Origin of the sequence: Pelotomaculum terephthalicicum JT (genome assembly GCF_022410535.1) — a bacterium.
Lineage (GTDB): Bacteria > Bacillota > Desulfotomaculia > Desulfotomaculales > Pelotomaculaceae > Pelotomaculum_D > Pelotomaculum_D terephthalicicum.
In genome coordinates, this window is record NZ_JAKNBL010000002.1 from 81,983 (window position 1) to 105,863 (window position 23,881).

A 23,881-nucleotide genomic window follows, 5' to 3' on the forward strand; every position below is an offset into this window, starting at 1 on the left:
TTTTGCCTTTTGTTTTTGGTGCGGGCGGCGGGAGTTGAACCCGCACGAGGTTGCCCCCACTGGATCCTAAGTCCAGCGCGTCTGCCATTCCGCCACGCCCGCTTGTAATTACATATATATATATAGATATATACAGAATTTTTTATTTCAAAAGTACGGGTTCAAAAGAGTTGCTAATCTAGTTTACTACACTGGATTTTTTTCTGTCAAGGTATACCAACACATACCATTTAGCAATAGATAAAAGAGAAGTGACAATTAATACTGAAAAGAGTCAAAATATTTTTAATTATCCCCTTTTTTAGAACAACTGCTGAAGGATAATTGGTATTTTTGTCGAAGTAATTTTTAGGAAATAAATATTGCCGTATTCTTCCATGGGTATCCTTTAATATTTGTTGAAGCGTATACCTGCGGCAGATGATTGTTATGGTTTCTATGCAGCAATAAAGCGGGATAACAGGCTGGAATAATTGATATGTGAGTGAGCGAGGATGGCATCTGTTCTTAATTTGAAGGAAGGTGACAGCACACCTAAGTAGAGAATTATATAAGGTGTTGTTATGATGTAGAGTCCATCGGTACGAGCCGGTAAACACAAATCTGTGCTCTGGATTGTTATAGCTTAATAATGATTCCATGATATTGAGATAGGAGGATAAACTATATGCTGTGGAATAAACCTCAGAAAAAGCTTGATAATTATCTTGCTAAAGACGGACAACCCGCTGTGGTGCCACCATCAACCGCATCAGACGAAATTCCGGGGTCTGCAAAAAAAGATAGCATTATTGATTTAGTAGTTAAGCTTGCTCCGATTATCCAGGAGATGGTTCCGATGGACTGTACGATTGGTGTGTCGGACAGGGAAAAGTTTATTTATTACCTGCCCGGCCAGGAGATTAACTTTGGGTCGAAGCCTGGAGACGCGATTCCTAAAGGCAGTGGATTGTATGGCGCCGTCAGTACCGGAAGAACCATTGACACAGTGGTGCCCAAGGAAGCTTATGGCGTGTCTTTCAAGTCAAGAGGGCTGCCGTTGAAAGACGACAGCGGGCAGGTTGCTGGGGCGGTCGCTTTTGGTTTGAGTCTTAAAAACCAGGAGACATTAATTGAGGTGGCGCAGAATGTCGCGTCTTCAACGCAGCAAACTTCCGCTACTGTTGAAGAACTTGCTTCATCCGCCCAGCAGTTGGCCGGCAGTCAGGAAGTTCTCGAAAACCTGGGTAAGGAGGTGTTGGAGCAGGTTAAGAAAACAGATGTGATTCTTGGATTTATTCACGAGGTGGCTGACACATCAAATCTGCTGGGGCTTAACGCGGCAATAGAGGCGGCAAGGGCTGGAGATCATGGGAGGGGGTTTTCGGTTGTAGCTGAGGAAATCCGCAAGCTTTCAATAAAAAGTGCGCAGGCCGTCAAGGAAATTAGAGATATCCTTGCCATCATAAATGATAAAGTGCTGGTAATGTCAGAAAAAGTTGTCGAAGCGGCAGCCTTGAGCGAGGAGCAGGCAGCGGCTACCGAGGAAATATCCGCGGCCATGCAGGAACTGGCTTCTTCAGCCGGAAAACTTGAGGAAGTTGCTTCGGTAATATAAATAAATATAAATAATTAAATGACCCCGGGAGAGGTATGGGGGAGGGGATATAGTTGAATCTTGGGATTAAAGGTAAAATATTTCTTTTAATAATTCTATTCGGTGCTTTTATGCTTGGGATAGTCATATTTGGTTCCATCTCAATGACTAGCATTGACAAAAATTATTCAAATCTCCTGGAAAAAGATGTTAAGGTTGCCCAATCAACTTTGGCACTGCAAGGTCATCTATATAAGGTGGGATATACTGTACGCGGATACTTTATTGAACCGAGTGACAACAATCTAAACCATTACCGGGAAGCTGTCAATGAATTAAAGGAGCAGCTGGCGTTTCATAACAACAATAATCTTGTTAGTAACAAGGAAGCCTGGGCACAATTCGAAAACGGCATAAACAATTATGTGAGCTTAGCTGACGGCATTGTTGCTTCGGTTCAGCGGGGAGTGACGCTTCAACAGCTCAGACCGCAAATTGCCGAGGCTGGTACTGTTATGGCGGATTTGGAAGGAATTATCCAAAATTCTGTTAACTCGTATAATAGTAACATCAATACCCGGAGCCAGGAACTGGACCGTGAAGCCGGCAGGACCGTGGTTACTTCATACGTGGTAGGCACTATTGTAGCCTTTATTATGCTGGGTCTCGGTTATTGGTTTGCCACCGGCATTGCCAGACCGATCGTATCTTTAGTCAAGACGGCGGGTGTTGCTTCGTCCGGTGATTTAACAGTGCAGATCACGGCCGGTTCTAAAGATGAGGTGGGCACGCTGGCCGGGGCTTTTGGTGACATGGTTGGCAATATGCGCTTAATGGTGCAGCAGATAAACGAAAAATCCGATATGGTTGCCGATTCAGCCCAGCAATTGACGCTTAACGCGCAGCAAACGGCGGCCGGCGCCAGCGAGACCGCTGCCGCCGCGGGTGAAATTGCCACTACCATTGAACAGGTTTCGACCAGTATTCAGGAAATTTCGGAGGCATCGCAGTCTGTAACCGAGCAGGCCAACGCGGGTAACAGGGATATTATCAATGTTAGTGAGCAAATGAGGAATATTGCCAAATCGTCTGAAGATGTTTCCAAAGTGATAAACGACTTGAGCAAAAAATCACAGGAGATAAATCATATTGTCGGTTTGATTACAACCATTGCCGATCAAACCAACTTGCTGGCCCTTAACGCGGCTATTGAAGCGGCCCGGGCGGGCGAACAGGGCATGGGATTTGCCGTCGTGGCTGAGGAAGTGAGAAAGTTAGCCGAACAGTCTGCCGATGCTACTAAAGAGATAAACAATCTGGTTAACGCCATTCAGGTTGAATCACGGAAAGCGGTTGAGGAGACGGAAGAGAGTGTCAAAGTGGTTGAGTCGGGCACTAAGATAGTCCAGGGTGTAGGTGAAGGATTCAAGACTATTATTGAAGCAATACAGGGTTTGACAGAGCAAATCCAGGATGTTGCCGCTGCGGCGGAACAGGTATCGGCGGGAGTACAAAATGTAGCGGCATCCACCGAAGAACAAACCGCTGTCATGGAAGAGGTTTCGGCTTCTACTGAGACCCTGTCCAAGCTGTCCGGAGAACTGGATGAATTAGTAGGCAAGTTTAAAGTTTAATTGATGAGCATGATAAAAATGATTTAAACAGTAATCCCGTATCACTTTGATAATGATACGGGATCTCTTTTTAAAATCATTGTGTGCTTGTTCCAGAACCTTAATATGGCTGGGGCGGCTGGATTCGAACCAACGAAATGCCGGTGCCAAAGACCGGTGCCTTACCGCTTGGCGACGCCCCAGTAATAATGAGTGGGGTGGGTAATGGGACTCGAACCCACGACCCCCAGAGCCACAATCTGGTGCTCTATCCATCTGAGCTATACCCACCACGTTGCCAATATGATGCTGTCAAAGTTTCCCCAAATATCCGCAAAAGTTATGTTAACAAATAATAATGGCATTGTCAAGAAAAAACCATTTGATTATTTGAGCGGATGTTTATATTATTACATTAAATTAATATAGATGCAAATGGTTTTGGGTAAAGTCAATATTTAAAGAAATTCTTTTTACCAGTTGATAATTTTCACCGGTGCGGATATAATTGAAAAGTAATATAATACCGCCTTGCGACGGTAGTATTGCAGCGTTTGGTTCTTGTCAGCGGCGCGGCAGGCGGGTGAGCCCCACCGGTAATAAGAAAATGATTGGTGCCAGGGCTTTTGTATGCCTTGGTTTTTTAGTTGTATTTTAAGGAAAGAGTTTTGAAGGAAAGAATATGGTAATTGTAGAATAATTTATTAAAGCGGTTAGAATATTATTACAGGTATTTTATGGTATTCATAATCAACGGAGAGGGTGTGACTTTTCTATACAGCAATTGTCTAAGTAAATTACTAGAATGCAATCAAACTTTTAAGGAGGAGCATACATGAAAGCTAACGCGGAAAGGATAGAAAAGAACACAGTTCTCCTTGAGGTAGAGGTGGATGCCGAACTATTCTCACAGGCAGTAAACAAAGCCTACCGCAATATAGTGAAAAAAGTTAACATACCGGGTTTCCGCAAGGGTAAAACTCCGCGGCATATTCTTGAGCGTTATATTGGTAAAGAAACTCTTTATGAAGAAGCAGTGGAAGCCTTGGTGCCCGAAGCTTATCTTGACGCGGTAAAGGATACCGGTATTGAACCTGTTGCTCAGCCTCAAGTTGAGATTGTGCAGGCTGAAGAGGGCAAGCCGGTGGTGTTTAAGGCCACTGTAATGGTAAAACCGGAAGTAGAACTGGGCCAGTATAAGGACTTGGAAGCAGTTAAACAGTCCTATGAAATTAAAGAAGAAGATGTGCAGAAAGAACTTGACCGGCTGCAGAACAGCCATGCCAAGCTGCTGACTTTGGAAGAAGGCGCTGTGGCGAAAGATGACATAGCGGTAATTGACTTTCTTGGAAAAGTGAACGGTGAGCCCTTCAAAGGAGGAGAAGGCAAAGACTATTCCCTGGAAATTGGTTCCGGTTCCTTTATTGAAGGATTTGAAGAGCAAGTAATAGGCATGACTATTAATGAGACCAAGGATATCCAGGTGACTTTCCCCGAACAATACCAGGCGGAAGAATTAGCCGGTAAGGAAGCCACTTTTACCGTAACAGTGAAAGAAATAAAAAGAAAAGAACTGGCGCCTTTGGATGATGAGTTTGCCAAAGATGTCAGTGAATTTGATACTCTTCAGGAATTAAAGGATGATATTAAGAATAAATTAATACAAGCTGCTGAAAGCAGGGCAAAATTCACGCTCCGGCGGGAACTGCTCAATAAAGCTGTCGACAACGCTGTTACCGAAATTCCGGACAGTATGATTGAACAGCAAACCAAAGAAATGCTTGCCAATATGAGTAACAACTTTGCCAGACAGGGTCTTTCGATGGAGGATTATCTCAGTTATTCCAAGTCATCTATGGATAAGATAAGAGAAGATATGCGTCCGGAGGCTGAACGGAGCGTTAAAACTTCTCTGGTGATGGAAACTATTAGTAAAGCTGAAGGTATTACGGCCACTGAGGAGGAAATACAAGTGGAGATTGAAAAAATCGCTTCAGCATACCGTCAGGATCCCGAAGAATTTCGTAAGGCTCTTGAAAGTGAAGGCAGCTTTGATTTTATTAAAGATAATATAATAAAAGAAAAAACATTTCAATTCTTGGTCGATAATGCGAAGATAATTGAGGACACGAACGTGCAGGAGGCGGAATAGTAATAGAGGAAGCAAAGCAAACAGGTTGTTGGGAGGAAAAGATTAAGATGAATCTGGTGCCTATTGTTGTAGAACAAACTAATCGCGGGGAAAGGTCATATGATATTTATTCCCGGCTGTTAAAGGATCGCATCATTTTTATCGGCGGGCCGATAGATGATTACGTTGCCAATCTGGTGATTGCTCAGTTCCTGTTCCTTGAGGCGGAAGATCCGGAAAAAGATATTCATCTTTATATTAACTCTCCGGGGGGAGTGGTTACTGCCGGGATGGCCATTTACGATACCATGCAGTACGTTCGTCCGCCCGTTTCAACCATTTGCCTGGGCCAGGCCGCCAGCATGGGGTCGTTTCTTTTGGCCGCTGGAGAGAAAGGTAAGCGTTACGCCCTTCCTTACGCCAGGATCATGATTCACCAGCCGCTGGGCGGGGTCCAGGGTCAGGCGACAGATATTGATATTCACGCCAAAGAAATTTTGCGGACAAAGGATATTTTAAATGAAATCCTCTCCAGACATACGGGCCAGCCTTTAGATAAAATAGCCAGGGATACCGAACGGGACTTCTTTATGTCGGCACAGCATGCTAAAGAATATGGTATTATTGACGAGGTGTTCGATGTCAGGAAGCAAAGGTAAAAGAGGTGGAAATATGTTTAACGATAAAGGGCAGTTGAAGTGTTCCTTTTGCGGTAAGCTTCAGGATCAAGTAAAAAAACTGGTGGCTGGCCCTGGTGTTTATATTTGTGATGAATGTATTGAATTGTGCAATGAAATTATTGAAGAGGAACTCAGTGAAGACCTGGGCTTGGAACTTGGCGATATACCAAAGCCGAAAGAAATCAAAGAGATTCTGGACCAATATGTAATTGGACAGGAGAATGCGAAAAAATCATTGGCGGTTGCTGTTTACAATCATTATAAACGGATCAACCTCGGCGGTAAAATTGACGATGTCGAATTGCAAAAAAGCAATATAGTGATGCTGGGGCCTACCGGAAGCGGTAAAACTCTTCTGGCCCAGACCTTGGCCCGTCTGCTGAATGTTCCTTTTGCCATTGCCGACGCCACGTCCCTGACTGAGGCCGGTTACGTGGGCGAGGATGTGGAAAACATCCTGCTGAAATTAATCCAGGCTGCGGATTATGATGTGGAAAAAGCGGAAAAAGGCATTGTATATATCGACGAGATTGACAAAATCGCCCGCAAGTCGGAAAATCCGTCGATAACACGTGATGTTTCCGGAGAAGGCGTTCAACAAGCACTGCTGAAAATACTTGAAGGCACTGTGGCCAGTGTCCCGCCTCAAGGCGGACGCAAGCACCCCCATCAGGAGTTCATCCAACTGGACACCACCAATGTTTTGTTTATTTGTGGCGGAGCTTTTGACGGGATTGAGAAAATCATTGAGAACCGCACGGGCAAAAAGTCGATGGGGTTCGGCGCTGAAATCAAGCCCAGGAAAGAAATGAAAATAGGGGAAATCCTCAGCAATATACTGCCGGAGGACCTGCTTAAATACGGACTTATTCCTGAGTTTGTCGGCAGGTTGCCGGTTATTGTCACCTTGGATGCCCTCGATGAGGAAGCATTGATCCGTATCCTCACCGAACCGAGGAACGCGCTTGTTAAACAGTATGAGAAACTGTTTGGCTTGGATAATGTTGCCCTTGAGTTTGCCCCGGAAGCGTTGAAAGCGGTTGCCGAAGAAGCGCTCAGGCGCAACACCGGCGCCAGGGGCTTGCGGTCTATTTTGGAAGAAGTCATGCTGGAAGTGATGTATGATATTCCGTCACGGGATGACATCGCCAAATGTATTGTTACCAGGGAAACAATTCAGAAAAAGGAATCCCCGCGCATCATCGCTCTGGACCGCAAGAAGAAGAAGGAAGAAACGGCTTAAGTCGCGCCGGAGTTGTTATACGCGAAAGAAAGCTCCTGACGGGAATAATTCCGCAGGGGCTTTTTTCATCACTAAGGCGTTTCTGTTTCTTCCACTTCAGACAGGCAGCCAATGTTTCGGTTATTTATAGTTTAGTTTTAAGTAGGATTCCATTACCTCTTTTAAAAATGTTACATGTTTTACATCATTTGTATTTGTGAGCAGGTCATACAGTTCATATAAAGCCTCTTGAAATTCATCTTTAGGCACTCGAAGCAGTATATCTGGCGTAACTCCTAAGATTTCTGCTATTTTAGCCAAAGTCAGTAGTGAAGTATTTCTTTGGCCTCTCTCAAGATAACCCAGATATGAGCCGGTAATACCTAAACTATGTGATAATTGTTCCAGTGTTAAATCTTTTTCCTTGCGGTACCGGCGAATATTTTTTCCACATACTTTCAGTATATCAAGCACTCGTTTTCACCATCGCTATTTCAAAATATTTTTATAAAATCCCCATTTAGTAGAATAACTATCCCACCCGTACACTTTTCAATGTAAAGTAATTGATAATATAAACATATAGTTGTATAATTATTGTTAATTGTAGGGAAAAGTAGACTGATAGTTTCTTTGGAGGGCAGACCATTTCGAAAGAGTGGGGCGCAAAGCCTTGGATCTAAGGTAACTAAGTTGCTATGATTGTCAGGCTGCAGAAAGAAACGGTGACACAAATTTTTACTCGTCCTTTCTGAAAAAGCCCCTTGATACCATGGTGATGGAAGGGGTATTGATTAAATGTTTGAAGAGTTAAATAACTTAGTCAAAATGATCTATGATTACAGTTTAGAAACTTATCAACATTCAGTCAATGTGGGAATCATTGCCACTAGAATCGGGAATTTTCTAGGATTATCAGAAAAGCAAGTTTCGTTAATCAAATATGCGGGTTTGCTTCATGACATCGGTAAAACTAAAATTGATTTAAAAATATTAAATAAACCAGGAAAGTTAACAAGTAAAGAGTTTACTATTATTAAGAAACATACGGAATACGGAGTTGAAATATTATCATCCTATCCTTGGACCAAACCTTTTCTCCAGTTGGTGAATCTGCACCATGAGAGATGGGATGGCAGCGGTTACAACGGCTTTCATGGAAGAGATATTCCCATGGGAGCAAGGATACTGGCCCTGGCAGATGCTTTTGATGCCATGACTTCAGGCAGGCCTTATTCTCAAATTAATAGTATGGAGCAAATTATTAATGAATTAGATAAGTTTAGCGGCACTCAGTTCGATCCCCACTTGGTTGAAAAGGTCATCCATGCTTCAGATAAGGTATTGCTAAAAGATTGGGATGGGGTTGTTTAACTTGAAATCAGGTAATTCGAATGATACCGGGAGAAAGGCACAAATTTCAATTATACTGTCTGAATTTGAGATTCCCCCGATACAGGACGTACTGCTCATCGGCAAAAAGGCGCCCGTTGGTCCCGAAGCCGTTCAACGGATGATAGATGTGCTGAGTCCGGAACAATATGAAATTATAAAGGTAAATGAGGGGCCCTTTGAAGCAGTGGTAATTCGAAATTCACTTTCCCTATTGATTACCCGGGATAAGCTATTAAATATTATTCTGGATGAAGGGTGTAAGATTGCATCCGAAACAGCAGTTTTGAAAGCTCAAGTAAATATAGTTTTGAATATTAATGTTGAGGTTGACCTGTGATGCTCAAAGTATTTGATGTTATGTCTTCTCCTGTCATTACAGCCGATGTTCTGGATAGCGTTAGTAAAGCGGCTTTAATTATGGAAAAAAATAAAATAGGCGGTCTTCCGGTTTTAGATGAAAGAAAACAGCTGTGCGGCATTATAACCTCCCGGGACGTGCGCCGCGTCCATCATAATCGTATTGTTGCCGACGCCATGAGCAAAAATGTAGTACATGTTAACAAATATACTACTCTATGGGATGCTAAAAGTATTCTTGAGGAAAAAAAACTGGAAAGGCTACCGGTTTTAGAGGGCTGCAAACTAGTCGGAATTATTACTAGAACTGATATTCTTGTTAAAATTGGCAGGCATACAGATCCGCTAACCGGGCTTATGACAGGTTCATATATAAGATATCTGGCTGAGAACATTCTGAAGGCTGGGAATGAACTCACAGTCATATTTTTTGACCTGAACGGTTTTGGACTTATTAACAAAAAACATGGACACGTTTACGGAGATCGTTGTTTGAAAATAGTCGGGCAAATTTTTACCGAAAATACGTCCGGCGGACTCTATTTTCCAGGACGTTATGCCGGGGATGAGTTTATAGTAGTGACCACGGAAAAAAAAGATGATGCCGGTTTATGGGCCAATGAAATAATAAAAAAAATAGTCAATATCACAAAGAAAAAGGGCATGCCGGTAAACATCGCCGCCGGAGTGGCAGGCGGCCGCAGAAAAAATGCACGGATGGAAATACATCTTTCCGCAACTGTAGATGACTTAATCAATTCGGCCAGTCTTGCCTCGACTTTATCAAAGCAATACTGTGTACCTGTTACATTTTCAAATTGATATTATTATTGATAAAAGAAAACGTGCTGTTCACAGCGCCGGCTCGCAACAAGAAAAAAACGGCTTAAGTCGCGCCGGAGTTGTTATGCGCGAAAGAAAGCTCCTGACGGAAATAATACCGCAGGAGTTTTTTCTTCATTGCCGGCCGTCGCCTGTTTGGATTTTGTTCTGTTGTAAGACTCAGGATGCTTGAATTTAAAAATTTTGGTTAAAATTTCAAAAACTTAGCAATACTAATGTTAATATTCCTGTTTGATGGGAGGAAGTGTCTTATGGGAGATTATTCTTCCGGTTTTGGCAGCATATTGACTTTTATTCAGGTCTTTTTCGCGGTGATTATCGGCTTGTATTTTTGGAATTTGTTAAAGAATCAGCACAGCAGCAAGAACGTGCTGGAGAGAGAATCAAAGAGAGAAATGGAAAAGCTCAAGGAACTGCGTTCCATTTCCCTGACTGAGCCTCTTAGTGAAAAAACCCGCCCGGCCAGTTTCCAAGAAATTATCGGGCAACCGGAGGGGCTGAAGTCTTTGCGCGCGGCCCTTTGCGGACCTAACCCCCAGCACTTGATCATCTATGGGCCGCCTGGTGTGGGCAAGACCGCCGCGGCCAGACTGGTGCTGGAAGAAGCGAAGAAGAACGCCTGCTCTCCGTTTAAGGAGGATGCTAAATTTATCGAAATCGACGCTACCACGGCCCGTTTTGACGAGCGCGGCATTGCCGACCCGTTGATCGGGTCGGTCCACGACCCGATCTACCAGGGGGCGGGCGCGATGGGTATCGCGGGCATTCCCCAGCCAAAGGCCGGCGCGGTAACGAAGGCGCATGGCGGAGTGTTGTTTATTGATGAAATTGGTGAGCTGCACCCCAGCCAGATAAACAAGCTGTTGAAAGTGATGGAAGACCGCAAAGTCCACCTGGAGAGCGCGTATTACAGCGCGGAGGACCCCAATATACCCTCGCATATACATGATATCTTTCAAAACGGACTGCCGGCGGATTTCCGGATGGTGGGCGCGACTACGCGGGGTCCGGAACATATCGCGCCGGCTATTCGCTCCCGCTGTTTGGAAGTTTATTTTCGCCAGCTTCTGCCTGACGAAATTGAAATGATAGCTGCCAACGCGGCCGGGAAAATAAAGATGCCTCTCAGCGCGGGAGCGCTTGAAGTGCTGAAAAAGTATGCCACAAACGGACGCGAGGCTGTAAATATTATTCAAATTGCCGCCGGTTTGGTTATAACCGAAGAACGGGAGGAGATCCGTACTGCCGATATCGAGTGGGTTGTCCAAAGCGGGCAGTACGCGCCGCGTCCTGACAAAAAGATACCTGATCACCCTCAAGTCGGACTGGTTAACGGACTCGCCGTGTATGGCCCGGGCATGGGGGTTCTCCTTGAAGTGGAAGCCAATGCTCTGCCCGCTGCCAGGGAGCAAGGCAAGTTAACTGTTACCGGACTCGTGGAAGAAGAAGAGATGGGGGGAGGCGGCAAGACCGTTCGCCGCAAAAGTATGGCCAGGAGTTCGGTGGAAAATGTTCTCACTGTGCTGCGCCGGGCGATGGAATGCGACCCCCGGGATTACGATATCCATGTGAACTTGCCTGGGGCGGCGCCTACCGATGGGCCTTCGGCAGGTGTTACCATAGCCACGGCTGTTTATTCGGCAATCCTTGGCCTGCCGGTTGACAACACAGTGGCCATGACCGGTGAGGTATCCATTCGCGGCTTGGTTAAGCCTGTGGGCGGCATAGTGGCCAAGGTGGAAGCCGCCCGCCGGGCCGGAGCCAGAAAGGTGCTGATACCGGCTGAAAACTACCAGGAACTGTTCCGTGATTTTACGGGGATTGAGGTGATCCCTGTCAATCGTCTGGAAGAGGTAATGCGTGCGGCGCTGATCACCATGCCGGTGTTGGGCAAAAAAATAGAGCGGCAGGCTCCGGCCGCGCCGGATGTATTGAGCGCTAATGGTTTAATGGTGGGACATACCTTGTAAAATGGCTGGATTCAACGGAGATGGCATGGCCTGCTGAGTCAACTTGCTTTGATTAGCAAGAAGAAGCAAAATATAAATACAATGTCCAGATCTGTATTAATAACCCGGCTTAAGCCGGGTTTATTGGTTTTCTAGTAATTATTACTATAGGGGTTTTCAAAATTTCATGTTAAAATAAACGCATATGAATGTACGTCCTAATATTATGACAACGTAAGCAACATCTTCTCAAAAGGAGGCGCAGCTATGCATTCTGAAATAAAGACTTTGCCCTTGTTGCCTTTAAGGGGTATTCTGGTCTTTCCCTACATGGTCATTCACCTGGATGTCGGCCGTGAAAAATCAGTAGTTGCCATAGAGGAAGCGATGATCCAGGACCGGGTTATTTTTCTTGCCACCCAGAAAGAGGCGCAGACTGACGATCCGGGACAGGATGATATTTTTGCTATTGGCACAGTTGCTGAAGTTAAACAACTATTAAAACTGCCGGGTGGCACTATCCGGGTTTTAGTGGAAGGACTTGCCAGGGCAAAGGTCAGAAATTTTATAACTAACGAGCCATATTTTCAGGTGGAGATTGAGCAATACTCCGAAAATGTTCAAAAAAACAGTGAAATAGAAGCGCTGATGCGCAGTTTGGTTTACCAGTTTGAACAATACGTTAAACTATCCAAGCGGATACCGCCCGAAGCGGTTGTTTCCGTCGTTAATCTTGACGAACCCGGGCGTCTGGCGGATATTGTCGCTTCGCACCTGACCCTGCGTATTGAAGATAAGCAAAGCATTCTTGAGTCTGTAAACATCTCCCAGCGTCTTGAAAAACTATGCGCTATTGTGGCAAAAGAGCTGGAAATTGTTGAACTGGAACGTAAAATCAATATTCGTGTCCGCAAACAGATGGAAAAGACTCAGAAGGAATATTACTTGCGTGAACAAATGAAAGCGATTCAGCGGGAACTCGGCGAGAAAGATGAACGGGTGGCCGAGGGTGAAGACCTGAGAGAGAAAATCGCCCGGGCCAAACTGCCGAAAGAAGTGGAAGAAAAGGCCATCAAGGAAGTTGAAAGACTTGAGAAAATGCCGCCGATGGCGGCGGAAGCAGCGGTAGTACGCAACTATTTGGACTGGCTTTTATCCTTGCCCTGGAACAAAGCTACCAGAGACCGGCTTGATATCAAAGGAGCCGAAACCATCTTGGAAGAAGACCATTACGGATTAAAAACGGTGAAGGAACGTATTTTGGAATACCTGGCAATCCGCAAGCTGGCCAAGAAAATGAAAGGCCCGATTATCTGCTTTGTGGGGCCGCCCGGTGTGGGTAAAACTTCTCTCGGCCGTTCAATAGCCCGCGCCTTGGAGCGGAAGTTTGTCCGCATGTCCCTGGGCGGAGTGCGCGATGAAGCTGAAATCCGGGGGCACCGCCGTACTTACGTCGGCGCCATGCCGGGGCGGATCATCCAGGGTATGCGTCAGGCCGGCTCCAAAAACCCGGTATTCCTGCTGGATGAGATTGATAAAATGAGTATGGACTTTCGCGGCGACCCGTCTGCGGCGCTTCTCGAAGTGTTGGATATGGAACAGAACAACACTTTCAGCGATCATTACATTGAAGCCCCGTTTGACCTGTCCAACGTTATGTTCATCACCACGGCGAACGTGCAGCAAAACATTCCCAGGCCGCTGCTGGACCGGATGGAGGTAATCTATCTATCCGGCTACACGGAAGAAGAGAAAGTGCAGATCGGCGTGCGTCATCTCTTCCCCAAGCAGGTAAAAGAACACGGGTTGAGTAAAGGCATGTTGAAGATTTCTGAAAACACCATTCGCAAGATTATCCGGGAATATACCAGAGAATCAGGCGTGCGGAATCTGGAAAGACAAATAGCGGCGATTTGCCGCAAGACCGCCAGGCAGATTGTTACCGATAAGACCAAAAAGGTTCAGGTGACCACGCAAAACTTGAGCCAATTTCTAGGCACTTCCCGTTTCCGCTACGGCGTGGCGGAGCAGGACGACCAGGTAGGGGTGGCTACAGGCCTGGCCTGGACGGAAGTGGGCGGCGATACGCTGGCGATTGAAATCACTATTTATAAAGGAAGCGGCAAGCTGACTTTAACCGGTAAGCTGGGCGAAGTGATGAAAGAATCGGCGCAGGCCGGTTATAGCTACATCCGGAGCCGGACTGACGAACTGGGTATAAACGAGGAGTTTTACAATAAGGAGGATATTCATATCCATGTTCCCGAGGGGGCTATTCCCAAAGACGGCCCCTCGGCGGGCATTACCATGGCTACCGCCCTGGCATCGGCTATTACCGGGCGCAAGGTGCGGCATGACGTGGCGATGACGGGTGAAATTACCTTGCGCGGCCGGGTGCTGCCGGTGGGCGGAATCAAGGAAAAGGTGCTGGCTGCGCACCGTGCCGGTATAAAAACTCTGCTTTTGCCTAAAGATAATAAGAAAGACTTGGACGATATTCCTAAAAAGGTGAAAGATAAGATCAACTTTATTCTGGTGGATCATATGGATGAAGTATTGGAAACGGCCCTCGCGGAAAAAGAATACAGGCCCGAAGGTCTTGACGCTGTCCCCCCGGTGGTGTCGCCGGAAGTTTATCACCCTGCTGTAATAAGCGAGGGAAGCGCCCCTGCACCGTCATGAAAATAACCAGCGCGGAATTCGTTACCAGCGCGGTTAAAGCCGCGCAGTACCCGGCCGGGGAACTTATGGAGGTAGCCCTGGCCGGGCGTTCTAATGTAGGGAAGTCTTCCCTGTTGAATAAAGTCGTCAACAGGCGGGGGCTTGCCCGCACCAGCAATACCCCGGGACGTACCCGCCTGATTAACTTTTTTCTAATCAACGGGCAGTTTCATTTAGTGGACCTGCCGGGCTACGGTTATGCCAGAGTGGCTGCCGGTGAAAGGGAAAACTGGGGTAGAATGATTGAAACCTACCTGACGGGGAGGAAAAATTTAAAAGGCATTTTACTGCTTATCGATAGCCGCCACCCGCCAACAGACCTGGATATTCAAGTGTTCGGCTGGTTAAAGAACTGCGGTATCCCGGTGGCGGTTGTCACGACAAAAGCGGATAAGCTATCGCGTTCGAAGCTGCTCCGTTCCATGCAAACCATCAGGAAGGAATTGCCGCTAGACGGGGAAGACATGTTGACGGCTTTTTCCGCAGAAACCGGTCAGGGTAGGGAAGAACTGCTGAGTATAATTGAACAATGGGTGAATATTACTGGAAGAATATCATAAATGATTTTCTTTTTTTCTTTTCTGTTTCCGTTTCCGGGGCGTACGTTACTGTCTCAACCGCCTGACGGGCGAAACTCGTGACAACGGTAGTATCGTAAGGTACTGGTGCGGCAATTTCCCCGGCATTTTTTGCCGCGGTGTTGAATCTTTCATAAGGTTCGCGCTCGACTACCGGATTATCTGTCCATATCTTTAATGTGCCGTACCGTTCGATGGATTTTATCAATACCTGCATCTCAAGATTGGAAAATGACGGGTAAACCGCCATGGCTGCTTCTTCGGCGCTGTGTTGTTTTAGCCAGAGCTGGGCCTTGTATATAGCATTGGTGAACTTTTGGATTATCTCCGGGTTAGATTCTATATATCCAGGCAAGGCGGCGAAAGCTGTAATTGTCATATCGTCACACGCTGCTCCTACCGAGGCAACCACCTGACCATAACCTTCCATTTCTGCCATGGAAGCTTCCGGTTCCAGTAACTGAAGGTAATTGCCCGTTCCGGCGCGAAAAGCGCCGACGCGCAATTTCTCAGGAATATTGTAATAGATGGTCACCTGTCGGTAGGGAAGGATGCCGGCCTGCCTGAGAGCATTTTCAAGCGCGATTTCTGAACTGTCGTTATGAGGGCTGCCGATAATTGTTTTGTTTTGCAGCTTTTGCCATTGGAAGGCGGAATCGTTTTTCTTGCTTAATAGAAGGGACCCGTCCCGGCAGGCCATGGTGGCAAAGACTATCGGACCATTTTTCTCCCTCTCAGGATCGTCCGGGTTGAAGATTATTTTTTGCATGCCGCAAAGCGCCACGTCTGTTCTCCGGTCGGCCAGGGCGGCACGGATGAACTCAGGATTGGCTGTGGTAATTTTCACATCCAGGTGCTGTTCCTTAAAAAAGCCCAGATTTAAAGCCAGGTATTGGGGCAGGAAGTACGGCGACCTTACCGATTCTAATACCCTGACGGTATGGACCTCCTGCTCTGCGGCAGGTTTAATTCTGTCATGCAAGGCAAAAATTGCCAATGTGGCCAAGAGGGTTATCATGGCAATCTTGGCAATAAGTGTCGGACGCAAGCTGTTCAACCCCCATGTTAGTTATCTTATTGTCGCTACTAAGGAGTTAGTGGTCAGTAATCAGCAGTCTGAAAAAATGTTTTATCGTCTCGAAATACTCTGACTGCTGAATTCTGACTACTTGAATAGCAATCATAAAATTTTATTTTTTAATGAGCGCTTTCATGCCTGAAAAGCAATTATATTTTTTTTGAAGGATTTTTGCCTTTCCTGGAGAAAATATGCCAAGAGGTGCGAATGATTTCTCCTCTGCTAACAGGTGGAGGGTTTTGGTTTTTTATAATGGAGATGTAAGGAGAGGAGCGCTTTGGCTAAAGCAGATATTCCTTCCACCTACGATCCACGTGCAGTGGAAGACCGGTGGTATCCCTACTGGGAAAATGGCGGGTTTTTTCACATCGGGGTTAACCCGGAGCAGAAGCCGTTTTGTATTGTAATGCCCCCGCCCAATGTTACCGGGCAGTTGCACATGGGGCACGCTCTGGATTACACTTTGCAGGACATCCTGACCAGGTGGCGGCGGATGCAGGGTTACAACTCGCTTTGGGTGCCGGGTACGGACCACGCGGGTATTGCCACTCAGGCCAAGGTTGAAGAGCAGTTGGCGAAGGAAGGGACTTCCCGGTACGAGATTGGGCGGGAAGCGTTCCTGAAACGGGCATGGGCATGGAAAGAGCAGTACGGCAGCCGGATCACCGCCCAATTAAGAAGGCTGGGCGCCTCCTGCGACTGGCAGCGGGAACGCTTTACCATGGATGAAGGCTGCTCGGAAGCTGTGCGGGAAGTCTTTATCAGGCTCTTTGAGCGCGGTTTGATTTACCGTGATTATTATATTACCAATTGGTGTCCCAAATGCCACACCACCATATCCGATATTGAAGTGGAGCATATAGAAAAACCCGGGCATTTTTGGTATCTGAAATATCCTTTTAAAGACGGGGACGGTCACGTTGTTGTCGCGACCACCCGGCCTGAAACTGTGCTCGGCGACACGGCCGTGGCGGTGCACCCGGATGACGAACGCTATGCCGGCTTGATTGGAAAAATGCTTGTTCTGCCCCTGGTCGGGCGGGAGATGCCGCTCATCGCCGACGAGTATGTAGACCCTTCCTTCGGCACAGGGGCGGTTAAGATTACCCCGGCCCACGATCCCAACGACTTTGAGGTGGGGTACCGGCACGGCCTGGAGCAGATCATAGTAATTGACAAAGAGGGCAAGATGAGCGCGGAAGCGGGCCCGCGTTACCAGGGGCTGGACCGCTATGATTGCCGTAAAAAAATCGTACGCGACCTGGAAGCGGGCGGTTACCTTCTGAAAACCGAAGACTTGTCCCACGGTGTGGGCCACTGCTACCGCTGCAACACGGTTATTGAGCCGATGCTTTCCCGCCAGTGGTTCGTCAAAATGAAACCGTTGGCTGAGCAGGCTATTGAGGCGGCAAAAGCGGGAGATGTCCGCTTCATTCCCGAGCGGTTTACCAAAGTTTACCTGAGCTGGATGGAAAATATCCGCGATTGGTGCATCTCCCGCCAGCTCTGGTGGGGTCACCGCATACCGGTATGGTATTGCAAGGATTGTGATGAAACGATCGCGTCCAAAAAGCCGGTGTCACAGTGCCCTAAATGCGGCGGCACAGATTTAGAACAAGATCCCGATGTGCTGGACACCTGGTTTTCCTCCGCCCTGTGGCCTTTCTCGACCTTGGGGTGGCCGAAGCAGACGATTGAACTTGCGTATTACTATCCTACCTCTGTCCTTGTGACCGGGCGCGATATTATTTTTTTCTGGGTTGCCAGGATGATCTTTTCCGGTTTGGCCTTTATGAACGACGTTCCGTTCAGGGTTGTTTCCATTCACGGAATGGTGCTGGACGCCCTGGGGCGAAAGATGAGCAAATCCTTGGGCAACGGGGTGGACCCGATTGACGTCATTGAGTCGCACGGCGCGGACAGTCTGCGCTTTATGCTGGTAACCAGCAACACTCCAGGCAACGACCTGCGCTTTAACTTTGAGAAGCTGGACGGGGCGCGTAATTTTGCCAATAAACTTTGGAACGCCTCACGGTTTGTTTTGATGAACCTGGAGGATTTTGAGCCGGGCGAGCAGCGCGGCCAATACACGTTGGCCGACCGGTGGATCATTAGCCGTTACCAGAACCTGGCGGAAGAAGTCACCCGGTTGCTTGAGTCGTATGAACTGGGAGAGGCTGCCAGGGTTCTCTACGAGTTTATCTGGAATGAGTTTTGCGACTGGTATATCGAGTTGGCCAAACCTAGACTTTACGGAAAAACCACTCCGCAGGACCGCTATACGGCGCAGAGCGTGTTGACAGCTGTGCTGAAGGGCACACTGGAACTGCTCCACCCGTTTATGCCGTTTATTACGGAAGAGATATGGCAGCATTTGCCCGGCAAGGGACTGACGGTAATGCGCGCGTCCTGGCCGGTTGCCGGAAAAGAACTGGCTGATCCGGAGGCGGAGCGCCAAATGGAAATGTTGATGGAGGTAACAAAGGCCATCAGGCATATCCGCAGTGAAATGAACGTCCCGCCGGGAAAACAGCTCGAAGCCTACCTGGAGGCTCCCCAGGCCGCTTTCAGAGACGTTCTGGAACGGGGAACAGGGTATATTCAAGGCCTGGCGAATGCGAAAATAGCTATCTTTGAGGCACTGAAGGAGAAACCGGAGCAGGCTGCCCATGCTGTAACCCATGGTGCGGAAGTATTTGTTCCGCTAAAGGGATTGATCGACATTGAGCAAGAAGCTGCCCGTCTGCGTAAAGAACTTGCGGTGTTGGAAAAAGACCTGGCTAGGGTGAACGGCAAGTTGAACAACCAGGGCTTTTTAAGTAAGGCGCCGGCCGACGTGATTGAAAAAGAGAAGAAAAAAGAAAATGAATTAACCGGCAAACAGACTGCCATCAGGGAAAGGTTGTCCATGCTGGTGGGGGGAAATGAATAATTTTTACGTCAGCTTTGGACATGCTAAAGTGTATTAATATTTTGGAACAGGGTGAGACAAGGGGACGGTGAGACTGGAACCGTCCCCCCTGTCTGGATTAGTGGCCTATGGAGCTTGCATGAGAGCATGACTGCCAACAGGTTACCGGAGGCGAATTTGTTCTGGACTTCAAAGAAGCGTTGGACTACCTCGCCAACTTGACTAAATTTGGCGTTAATTTTGGTTTAAGCCGCATTGAAGAATTGTTGAGCCGGTTGGGCAACCCGCACCAATTCTTAAAAGTAGCGCATATCGGCGGCACAAACGGTAAAGGTTCCACCACCGCCATGCTGGCAAATATATTGCAGTCGGCTGGATACAAGGTGGGAACATTCACTTCGCCCCACCTGCACTCCTATTGTGAACGGTTCCGGATCAACGGCGAAGAAATAGGCGGAAGCAGGATAGCCGGTTTGATAGCGGACCTGCAGCCGCATCTGGAAGCGATGGTGTCGGAAGGTTTTGAGCATCCGACTGAATTCGAAGTATCCACTGCCCTCGCCTTTCAATACTTCTATCAGGAAAATGTTGACTTTCTGGTGCTGGAAGTGGGCATGGGAGGAGCAGTCGATTCCACCAACGTAATTGCGCCGGTGCTTGCAGTTATTACCAACGTAAGCATTGACCACACCGATTACTTGGGAAAATCAGTAAGGGAAATTGCCGAAGTTAAGTCCGGCATTATTAAGCCCGGTGTCCCGACAGTTACGGCGGCGGCGGGAAAGGCGCTGGCGGTGATCACGAAAACGTGCCGTGAAAGAGGTTCCCCGCTGACGCTGGTGGGACGCGACATTACCTGGAAGCATCAGTCCTCATCCCTTGACGGACAGCGGTTTTCGGTTCAAAGTCGCCGGTATGCCTATGATAATTTATGGCTGCCCCTGATCGGCAGACACCAGCAAATTAACGCTGTTTCAGCGATAGCGGCGGCGGAACTGCTGATTGACCGGGGCTTGCCAATAGATATCGGGAATGTGCGGGAGGGACTCGCGGCCACACGTTGGCCGGCCAGACTGGAAATTTTACGCAGGGAGCCGTTTGTGCTCATTGACGGGGCGCATAACTATGAATGCGCCCGAAGCCTGCGCCAGGCGTTAGATGATTATTTTCCGGGCAGAAAAGTTATTTTGGTAATCGGCATGCTGGCGGACAAGGAGCGGGCCAAAGTGGTGTCGGAACTTGCTCCGGCGGCCAGAGCGGTCATCGTGACCAAACCGGACAGCCCGCGAGCCGGAAATTGGCGGGAGTTGGCTGTGGAAGCACGGCGCCATGCCCCGGAAGTATACCTGGCGGAAGAAATTGAAGCAGCTTTAAATAAAGCGCTTTCAATAGCCGGACCCGATGAACTGGTATGCGTTACCGGATCGCTTTACATGGTGGCGGAGGCGCGGGAATTGCTTTTACAGTAAAAAGTAGGGAGGCTGTGATATTGTCTTATGAAGAAAAACTAAGTGATATGGGGGTAAACATCCCCGCCGTGCCCAAGCCGGTTGCCGCGTATATTCCGGCGGTGCGCGCGGGCAGCTGTGTTTACACGTCGGGGCAACTTCCCCTTGTTGATGGCAAGCTGATGTTTTCCGGTAAAATCGACAGGGATTTGTCGATGGAAGAAGGCTGCCGGGCGGCTCGTCTGTGCGTAATCAATTGTCTGGCCGCGATAAAAAGCGTGCTTGGTACTTTGGATAATATTGAAAGAATAGTCAAGGTTACGGGGTTTGTCAACAGCATCAGCGGATTTACCGGCCAACCACAGGTTATCAACGGCGCGTCGGATTTTTTGATAGAAGTATTTGGTGAAAAGGGACAACACGCGCGAGCGGCGGTTGGTGTCAGTGAATTGCCCCTGGACAGCGCGGTGGAGATAGAAATGATAGCGCTGGTAAAAGAACCGTAAAGTATGCAATTTTAGCCTGTCCCGGCAAGCGCCAAGCCTGTCTTAAACGAGCAGGCTTAATATTTTAAAGAAATATTTACGCTAAATAACATTTTTTTAATATTTTCGTCAAACCTTGTCATCAAATACTTAAAATGATAAACTGTTAAATAGCGCATGTGCTTGTCTCTTTTGTTTGGTTTCTTGTAAGCGGGGGAGATATTATGGCAAAGAGTTTTAAGAACTACGGCAATGTTTGGGTTTTAGTCCTGCTCCTGCTGGTTGGCGGACTGACCGGGAGCGCTATCGGGAACGCGCTGGCTCCGGTGTTGCCCTGGCTGGGAACTACTACAACCATAGGGTTAAAACAGTTTACGCTGGACTTGCAGTTTTTTAGCCTGACCTTTGGCTTTACTTTCGCTCTGAATCCGCTCACAGCTTTGGGACTTATCCTAGGTTATTTTATTTACAGGCGGGTGTGAAAAATAAAGGAAATAATTCTCGCTTCGTCCTCCCCGCGCCGGGCGGCTTTATTGAAACAAATTGGTTTGAATTTCCGGGTTATCGTATGTGATTTGGAAGAACACACTCCACCCGGGCTGCAGCCTTTTGAAGTAGTTGAGCGCCTTGCTGCCAGGAAGGCCATGTTTGTAGCGGATAGTTTGGCGGAAGGGATTGTTGTCGGGGCCGATACCGTGGTGGTATGGCGTGGGCAATTGCTGGGCAAGCCGTCTTGTGCGGAAGATGCCGTAGAGATGCTGAAACGCTTGCAGGGCAATGTTCACGAAGTACTTACCGGGGTTGCGCTGGTAGACGCCGGCAGCGGTAAAGCTGAGGTGGGCCATGAGCAATCCCGGGTAATGTTCCGGCCGCTGGACGAGGAAGAAATCCGGAGGTACGTCGCCACCGGTGAGCCGTTGGATAAAGCCGGCTCTTACGGTGCCCAGGGGATTGGGGCGGTTTTTGTCGAACGCATCGAAGGTTCATATACGAACATCGTCGGACTTCCTCTGGCCAAACTTTCCCTGATGCTGAAGAATTTTGGTTGCAGCGTGCTGTAAAAGAGGTTTTCTGTTAGGAGATGGACCTTTGGTTTTACCAGGCGATCGTCTAACTATTAAGGAACTTCCGGCAGATATGAGGCCCCGGGAAAGACTGTTGCAAGAAGGAGCCGGAACGCTGTCGGAAATAGAGCTTTTAGCTATTCTTCTGGGAACCGGTTCTCATGAAAAAACTGTCCTGGAGTTGGCTTCCCTGATTTTGGCGCGCTTTAAAAGTCTCCGCTTGCTTGTAGATGCCACGGTTGAAGAACTAAGCGAGATTAAAGGCGTTGGACTGGCCAAAGCCAGCCAGGTGAAGGCGGCGTTGGAACTGGCTAAAAGACTGTCCCGTTTTACCGGTCAGCCCCGGCCGGTGATTAAGTCGCCGGGGGACGCGGCCGGGCTGGTGATGGAGGAAATGCGCCACCTGGACCGGGAACATTTCAGGGCGTTGTTGCTGAACACGAGAAACCAGGTTATTGCGGACGACGAAGTGTCGATTGGCACACTAAACACTTCCAGTGTGCATCCCAGGGAGCTTTTTCGCAATGCGATTAAAAAAAGCGCTGCGTCATTGATTCTGGTGCACAATCACCCCAGCGGCGACGATACCCCCAGCAAAGAGGACCTGGATGTGACCAGAAGGCTCAGTGAGGCCGGAAGGATTATCGGGATCGAGGTGCTGGACCATATTATAATCGGTGATAACAAGTTTACCAGCTTTAAAGCAGAAGGACTTATTTAATTTTTTTGTTTTTGTATTATACATAGAAAGGGGCCGGGAAATGCGCGTCGGTCTGTTTTCCAAAGATATGGGTATGGATTTGGGTACGGCCAACTCCCTCGTATACGTTAAAGGAAAGGGTATAGTTATCCGTGAGCCTTCGGTGGTGGCGATCCAAAAGGACACCGGCCAGGTGCTTGCGGTTGGGGAAGACGCTAAGAGAATGATCGGCCGTACTCCGGGGAACATTGTGGCGATTCGTCCGATGAAGGATGGAGTTATCGCGGATTTCGACGTTACTCAAAGCATGATTAAATACTTTATTAATAAGTCGCTCCGGAACCGTACTTTTTTAGTCCGTCCACGGGTGGTCGTGGGCGTTCCATCCGGGGTTACCGCGGTGGAAGAGAGAGCGGTGCGCGAAGCGGCGCTTCAAGCGGGAGCCAGAGAGGCTTATTTGATTGAAGAGCCGATGGCGGCGGCTATCGGGTCGGGATTGCCTGTGCACGAGCCGACCGGCAATATGATTGTCGATATTGGCGGAGGTACTACTGAAGTGGCGGTTATATCTCTCGGCGGCATTGTTACCAGCCGCTCGATCCGGATTGCCAGCGATGAAATGGACGAGGCCATTATCAACCACGTTAAACGCACCTATAACTTATTAATCGGGGAGCGCACGGCTGAGTTAATCAAGATTCAAATCGGTACGGCTTATCCGCTTACGTCATCAGAGACGGAAGAAGTGCGGGGGCGTGATCTCGTCACAGGATTGCCTAAGACTGTCAATATAACTTCCGAAGAGATCTACAAAGCCCTTTCCGAACCTGTAACCAGCATTATTGAGGCAATCAAGGCGACACTTGAACAAACCCCGCCGGAACTGGCTGCGGACATCATGGACCGGGGCATTGTAATGGCCGGGGGCGGATCGCTGCTGCGGGGTCTTGACCGGCTGGTTATTGAAGAGACCGGGATGCCGGTGCATATGGCGGACGAGCCGTTGCTGGCCGTCGCTTACGGCGCCGGACGGGTGCTTGAGAATATTGATGTGTTGCGCAAAGTGTTGATTCAACCCAAAAAGCTGGCCTGACGGCGGCTTTGGTTCCTGATTTTCGTTATTGGAATTA

General features: G+C 48.0%; 20 protein-coding genes, 3 tRNA genes and 1 riboswitch. Of the genes, 18 read left to right on the forward strand and 5 right to left on the reverse strand.

Translation table 11 applies throughout. From position 1 onward, the window contains the following. Positions 1-16 precede the first annotated feature (16 nt). A tRNA-Leu gene (locus L9W92_RS02730) sits at positions 17-102 on the reverse strand. Positions 103-667: 565 nt separating this feature from the next. Between L9W92_RS02730 and L9W92_RS18765 the strand changes: the two genes are divergently transcribed. Both L9W92_RS18765 and L9W92_RS02740 read left to right on the forward strand, forming a co-directional pair. Next, positions 668-1,597 carry a methyl-accepting chemotaxis protein gene (locus L9W92_RS18765; RefSeq protein WP_282442279.1) on the forward strand — a complete coding sequence of 310 codons (930 nt, stop codon included), beginning with the start codon at positions 668-670 and terminating at the stop codon, positions 1,595-1,597. Positions 1,598-1,650: 53 nt separating this feature from the next. Next, positions 1,651-3,210, forward strand: a complete 1,560-nt coding sequence (locus L9W92_RS02740) for a methyl-accepting chemotaxis protein (RefSeq protein WP_240082220.1) — start codon at positions 1,651-1,653, stop codon at positions 3,208-3,210. Positions 3,211-3,316: 106 nt separating this feature from the next. On the opposite strand, the gene L9W92_RS02745 is transcribed toward L9W92_RS02740, so the two are convergent. Continuing rightward, positions 3,317-3,392, reverse strand: a tRNA-Gln gene (locus tag L9W92_RS02745). An 11-nt stretch (positions 3,393-3,403) separates the two neighbouring features. Further along, positions 3,404-3,480 (reverse strand) — tRNA-His (locus L9W92_RS02750). Between the two features lie 544 nt (positions 3,481-4,024). On the opposite strand from L9W92_RS02750, the gene tig reads away from it, so the two are divergent. Genes tig through clpX form a run of 3 tightly spaced genes read left to right on the forward strand, consistent with a single transcriptional unit; the run spans position 4,025 to position 7,243 of the window. Further along, entirely contained in the window at positions 4,025-5,341 is a 1,317-nt protein-coding gene (gene tig, locus L9W92_RS02755; RefSeq protein ID WP_240082221.1) for a trigger factor, read from the forward strand. Between the two features lie 47 nt (positions 5,342-5,388). Next, positions 5,389-5,979: an ATP-dependent Clp endopeptidase proteolytic subunit ClpP gene (gene clpP / locus L9W92_RS02760; RefSeq protein WP_240082222.1), complete on the forward strand. Its 591-nt coding sequence runs from the start codon at positions 5,389-5,391 to the stop codon at positions 5,977-5,979. 13 nt (positions 5,980-5,992) lie between these two features. Beyond that, a complete protein-coding gene (gene clpX / locus L9W92_RS02765; protein ID WP_240082223.1) occupies positions 5,993-7,243 on the forward strand; it encodes an ATP-dependent protease ATP-binding subunit ClpX in 1,251 nt (416 codons plus the stop codon). Between the two features lie 120 nt (positions 7,244-7,363). On the opposite strand, the gene L9W92_RS02770 is transcribed toward clpX, so the two are convergent. Then, positions 7,364-7,696: a helix-turn-helix domain-containing protein gene (locus L9W92_RS02770; RefSeq protein ID WP_240082224.1), complete on the reverse strand. Its 333-nt coding sequence runs from the start codon at positions 7,694-7,696 to the stop codon at positions 7,364-7,366. 155 nt (positions 7,697-7,851) lie between these two features. Continuing rightward, positions 7,852-7,940, forward strand: a riboswitch (cyclic di-GMP riboswitch). A gap of 80 nt (positions 7,941-8,020) precedes the next feature. On the opposite strand from L9W92_RS02770, the gene L9W92_RS02775 reads away from it, so the two are divergent. From L9W92_RS02775 to yihA, 6 genes are all read left to right on the forward strand, one after another. Continuing rightward, positions 8,021-8,596 (forward strand): HD-GYP domain-containing protein, encoded by a 576-nt coding sequence (locus L9W92_RS02775; RefSeq protein WP_240082225.1) that lies wholly within the window; start codon positions 8,021-8,023, stop codon positions 8,594-8,596. A gap of 1 nt (position 8,597) precedes the next feature. Beyond that, positions 8,598-8,954, forward strand: a complete 357-nt coding sequence (locus L9W92_RS02780) for a hypothetical protein (protein WP_312038053.1) — start codon at positions 8,598-8,600, stop codon at positions 8,952-8,954. Then, positions 8,954-9,796: a CBS domain-containing protein gene (locus L9W92_RS02785; protein WP_240082366.1), complete on the forward strand. Its 843-nt coding sequence runs from the start codon at positions 8,954-8,956 to the stop codon at positions 9,794-9,796. The genes L9W92_RS02780 and L9W92_RS02785 overlap by 1 nt, the downstream gene beginning before the upstream one ends. A 272-nt stretch (positions 9,797-10,068) precedes the next feature. Then, positions 10,069-11,787 (forward strand): ATP-dependent protease LonB, encoded by a 1,719-nt coding sequence (gene lonB / locus L9W92_RS02790; protein WP_240082227.1) that lies wholly within the window; start codon positions 10,069-10,071, stop codon positions 11,785-11,787. Positions 11,788-12,033: 246 nt separating this feature from the next. Continuing rightward, entirely contained in the window at positions 12,034-14,448 is a 2,415-nt protein-coding gene (gene lon / locus L9W92_RS02795) for an endopeptidase La (protein WP_240082228.1), read from the forward strand. Next, positions 14,445-15,047 carry a ribosome biogenesis GTP-binding protein YihA/YsxC gene (yihA, locus tag L9W92_RS02800; protein ID WP_240082229.1) on the forward strand — a complete coding sequence of 201 codons (603 nt, stop codon included), beginning with the start codon at positions 14,445-14,447 and terminating at the stop codon, positions 15,045-15,047. The genes lon and yihA overlap by 4 nt, the downstream gene beginning before the upstream one ends. Here yihA and L9W92_RS02805 read toward each other — a convergent pair. Next, positions 15,028-16,113 (reverse strand): ABC transporter substrate-binding protein, encoded by a 1,086-nt coding sequence (locus L9W92_RS02805; protein ID WP_240082230.1) that lies wholly within the window; start codon positions 16,111-16,113, stop codon positions 15,028-15,030. The two genes, yihA and L9W92_RS02805, sit on opposite strands and share 20 nt — an antisense overlap. A gap of 307 nt (positions 16,114-16,420) precedes the next feature. Between L9W92_RS02805 and L9W92_RS02810 the strand changes: the two genes are divergently transcribed. The 7 genes from L9W92_RS02810 to L9W92_RS02840 all read left to right on the forward strand — a co-directional run bounded on the left by L9W92_RS02810 (position 16,421) and on the right by L9W92_RS02840 (position 23,844). Continuing rightward, positions 16,421-19,075: a valine--tRNA ligase gene (locus L9W92_RS02810; protein WP_240082231.1), complete on the forward strand. Its 2,655-nt coding sequence runs from the start codon at positions 16,421-16,423 to the stop codon at positions 19,073-19,075. 179 nt (positions 19,076-19,254) lie between these two features. Beyond that, entirely contained in the window at positions 19,255-20,523 is a 1,269-nt protein-coding gene (locus tag L9W92_RS02815) for a bifunctional folylpolyglutamate synthase/dihydrofolate synthase (RefSeq protein WP_240082232.1), read from the forward strand. Between the two features lie 14 nt (positions 20,524-20,537). Next, positions 20,538-21,008, forward strand: coding sequence for a RidA family protein (locus L9W92_RS02820; RefSeq protein ID WP_312038057.1), 471 nt, complete (start codon positions 20,538-20,540; stop codon positions 21,006-21,008). A 203-nt stretch (positions 21,009-21,211) separates the two neighbouring features. Continuing rightward, positions 21,212-21,469: a DUF4321 domain-containing protein gene (locus L9W92_RS02825; protein WP_240082234.1), complete on the forward strand. Its 258-nt coding sequence runs from the start codon at positions 21,212-21,214 to the stop codon at positions 21,467-21,469. 15 nt (positions 21,470-21,484) lie between these two features. Then, a complete protein-coding gene (locus L9W92_RS02830; protein ID WP_312038058.1) occupies positions 21,485-22,048 on the forward strand; it encodes a Maf family protein in 564 nt (187 codons plus the stop codon). A gap of 28 nt (positions 22,049-22,076) precedes the next feature. Then, complete coding sequence (gene radC, locus L9W92_RS02835) at positions 22,077-22,772, forward strand: RadC family protein (RefSeq protein WP_312038054.1); 696 nt, start codon at positions 22,077-22,079, stop codon at positions 22,770-22,772. A 40-nt stretch (positions 22,773-22,812) separates the two neighbouring features. Further along, a complete protein-coding gene (locus tag L9W92_RS02840; RefSeq protein WP_240082236.1) occupies positions 22,813-23,844 on the forward strand; it encodes a rod shape-determining protein in 1,032 nt (343 codons plus the stop codon). The last annotated feature ends 37 nt before the right edge of the window (positions 23,845-23,881 follow it).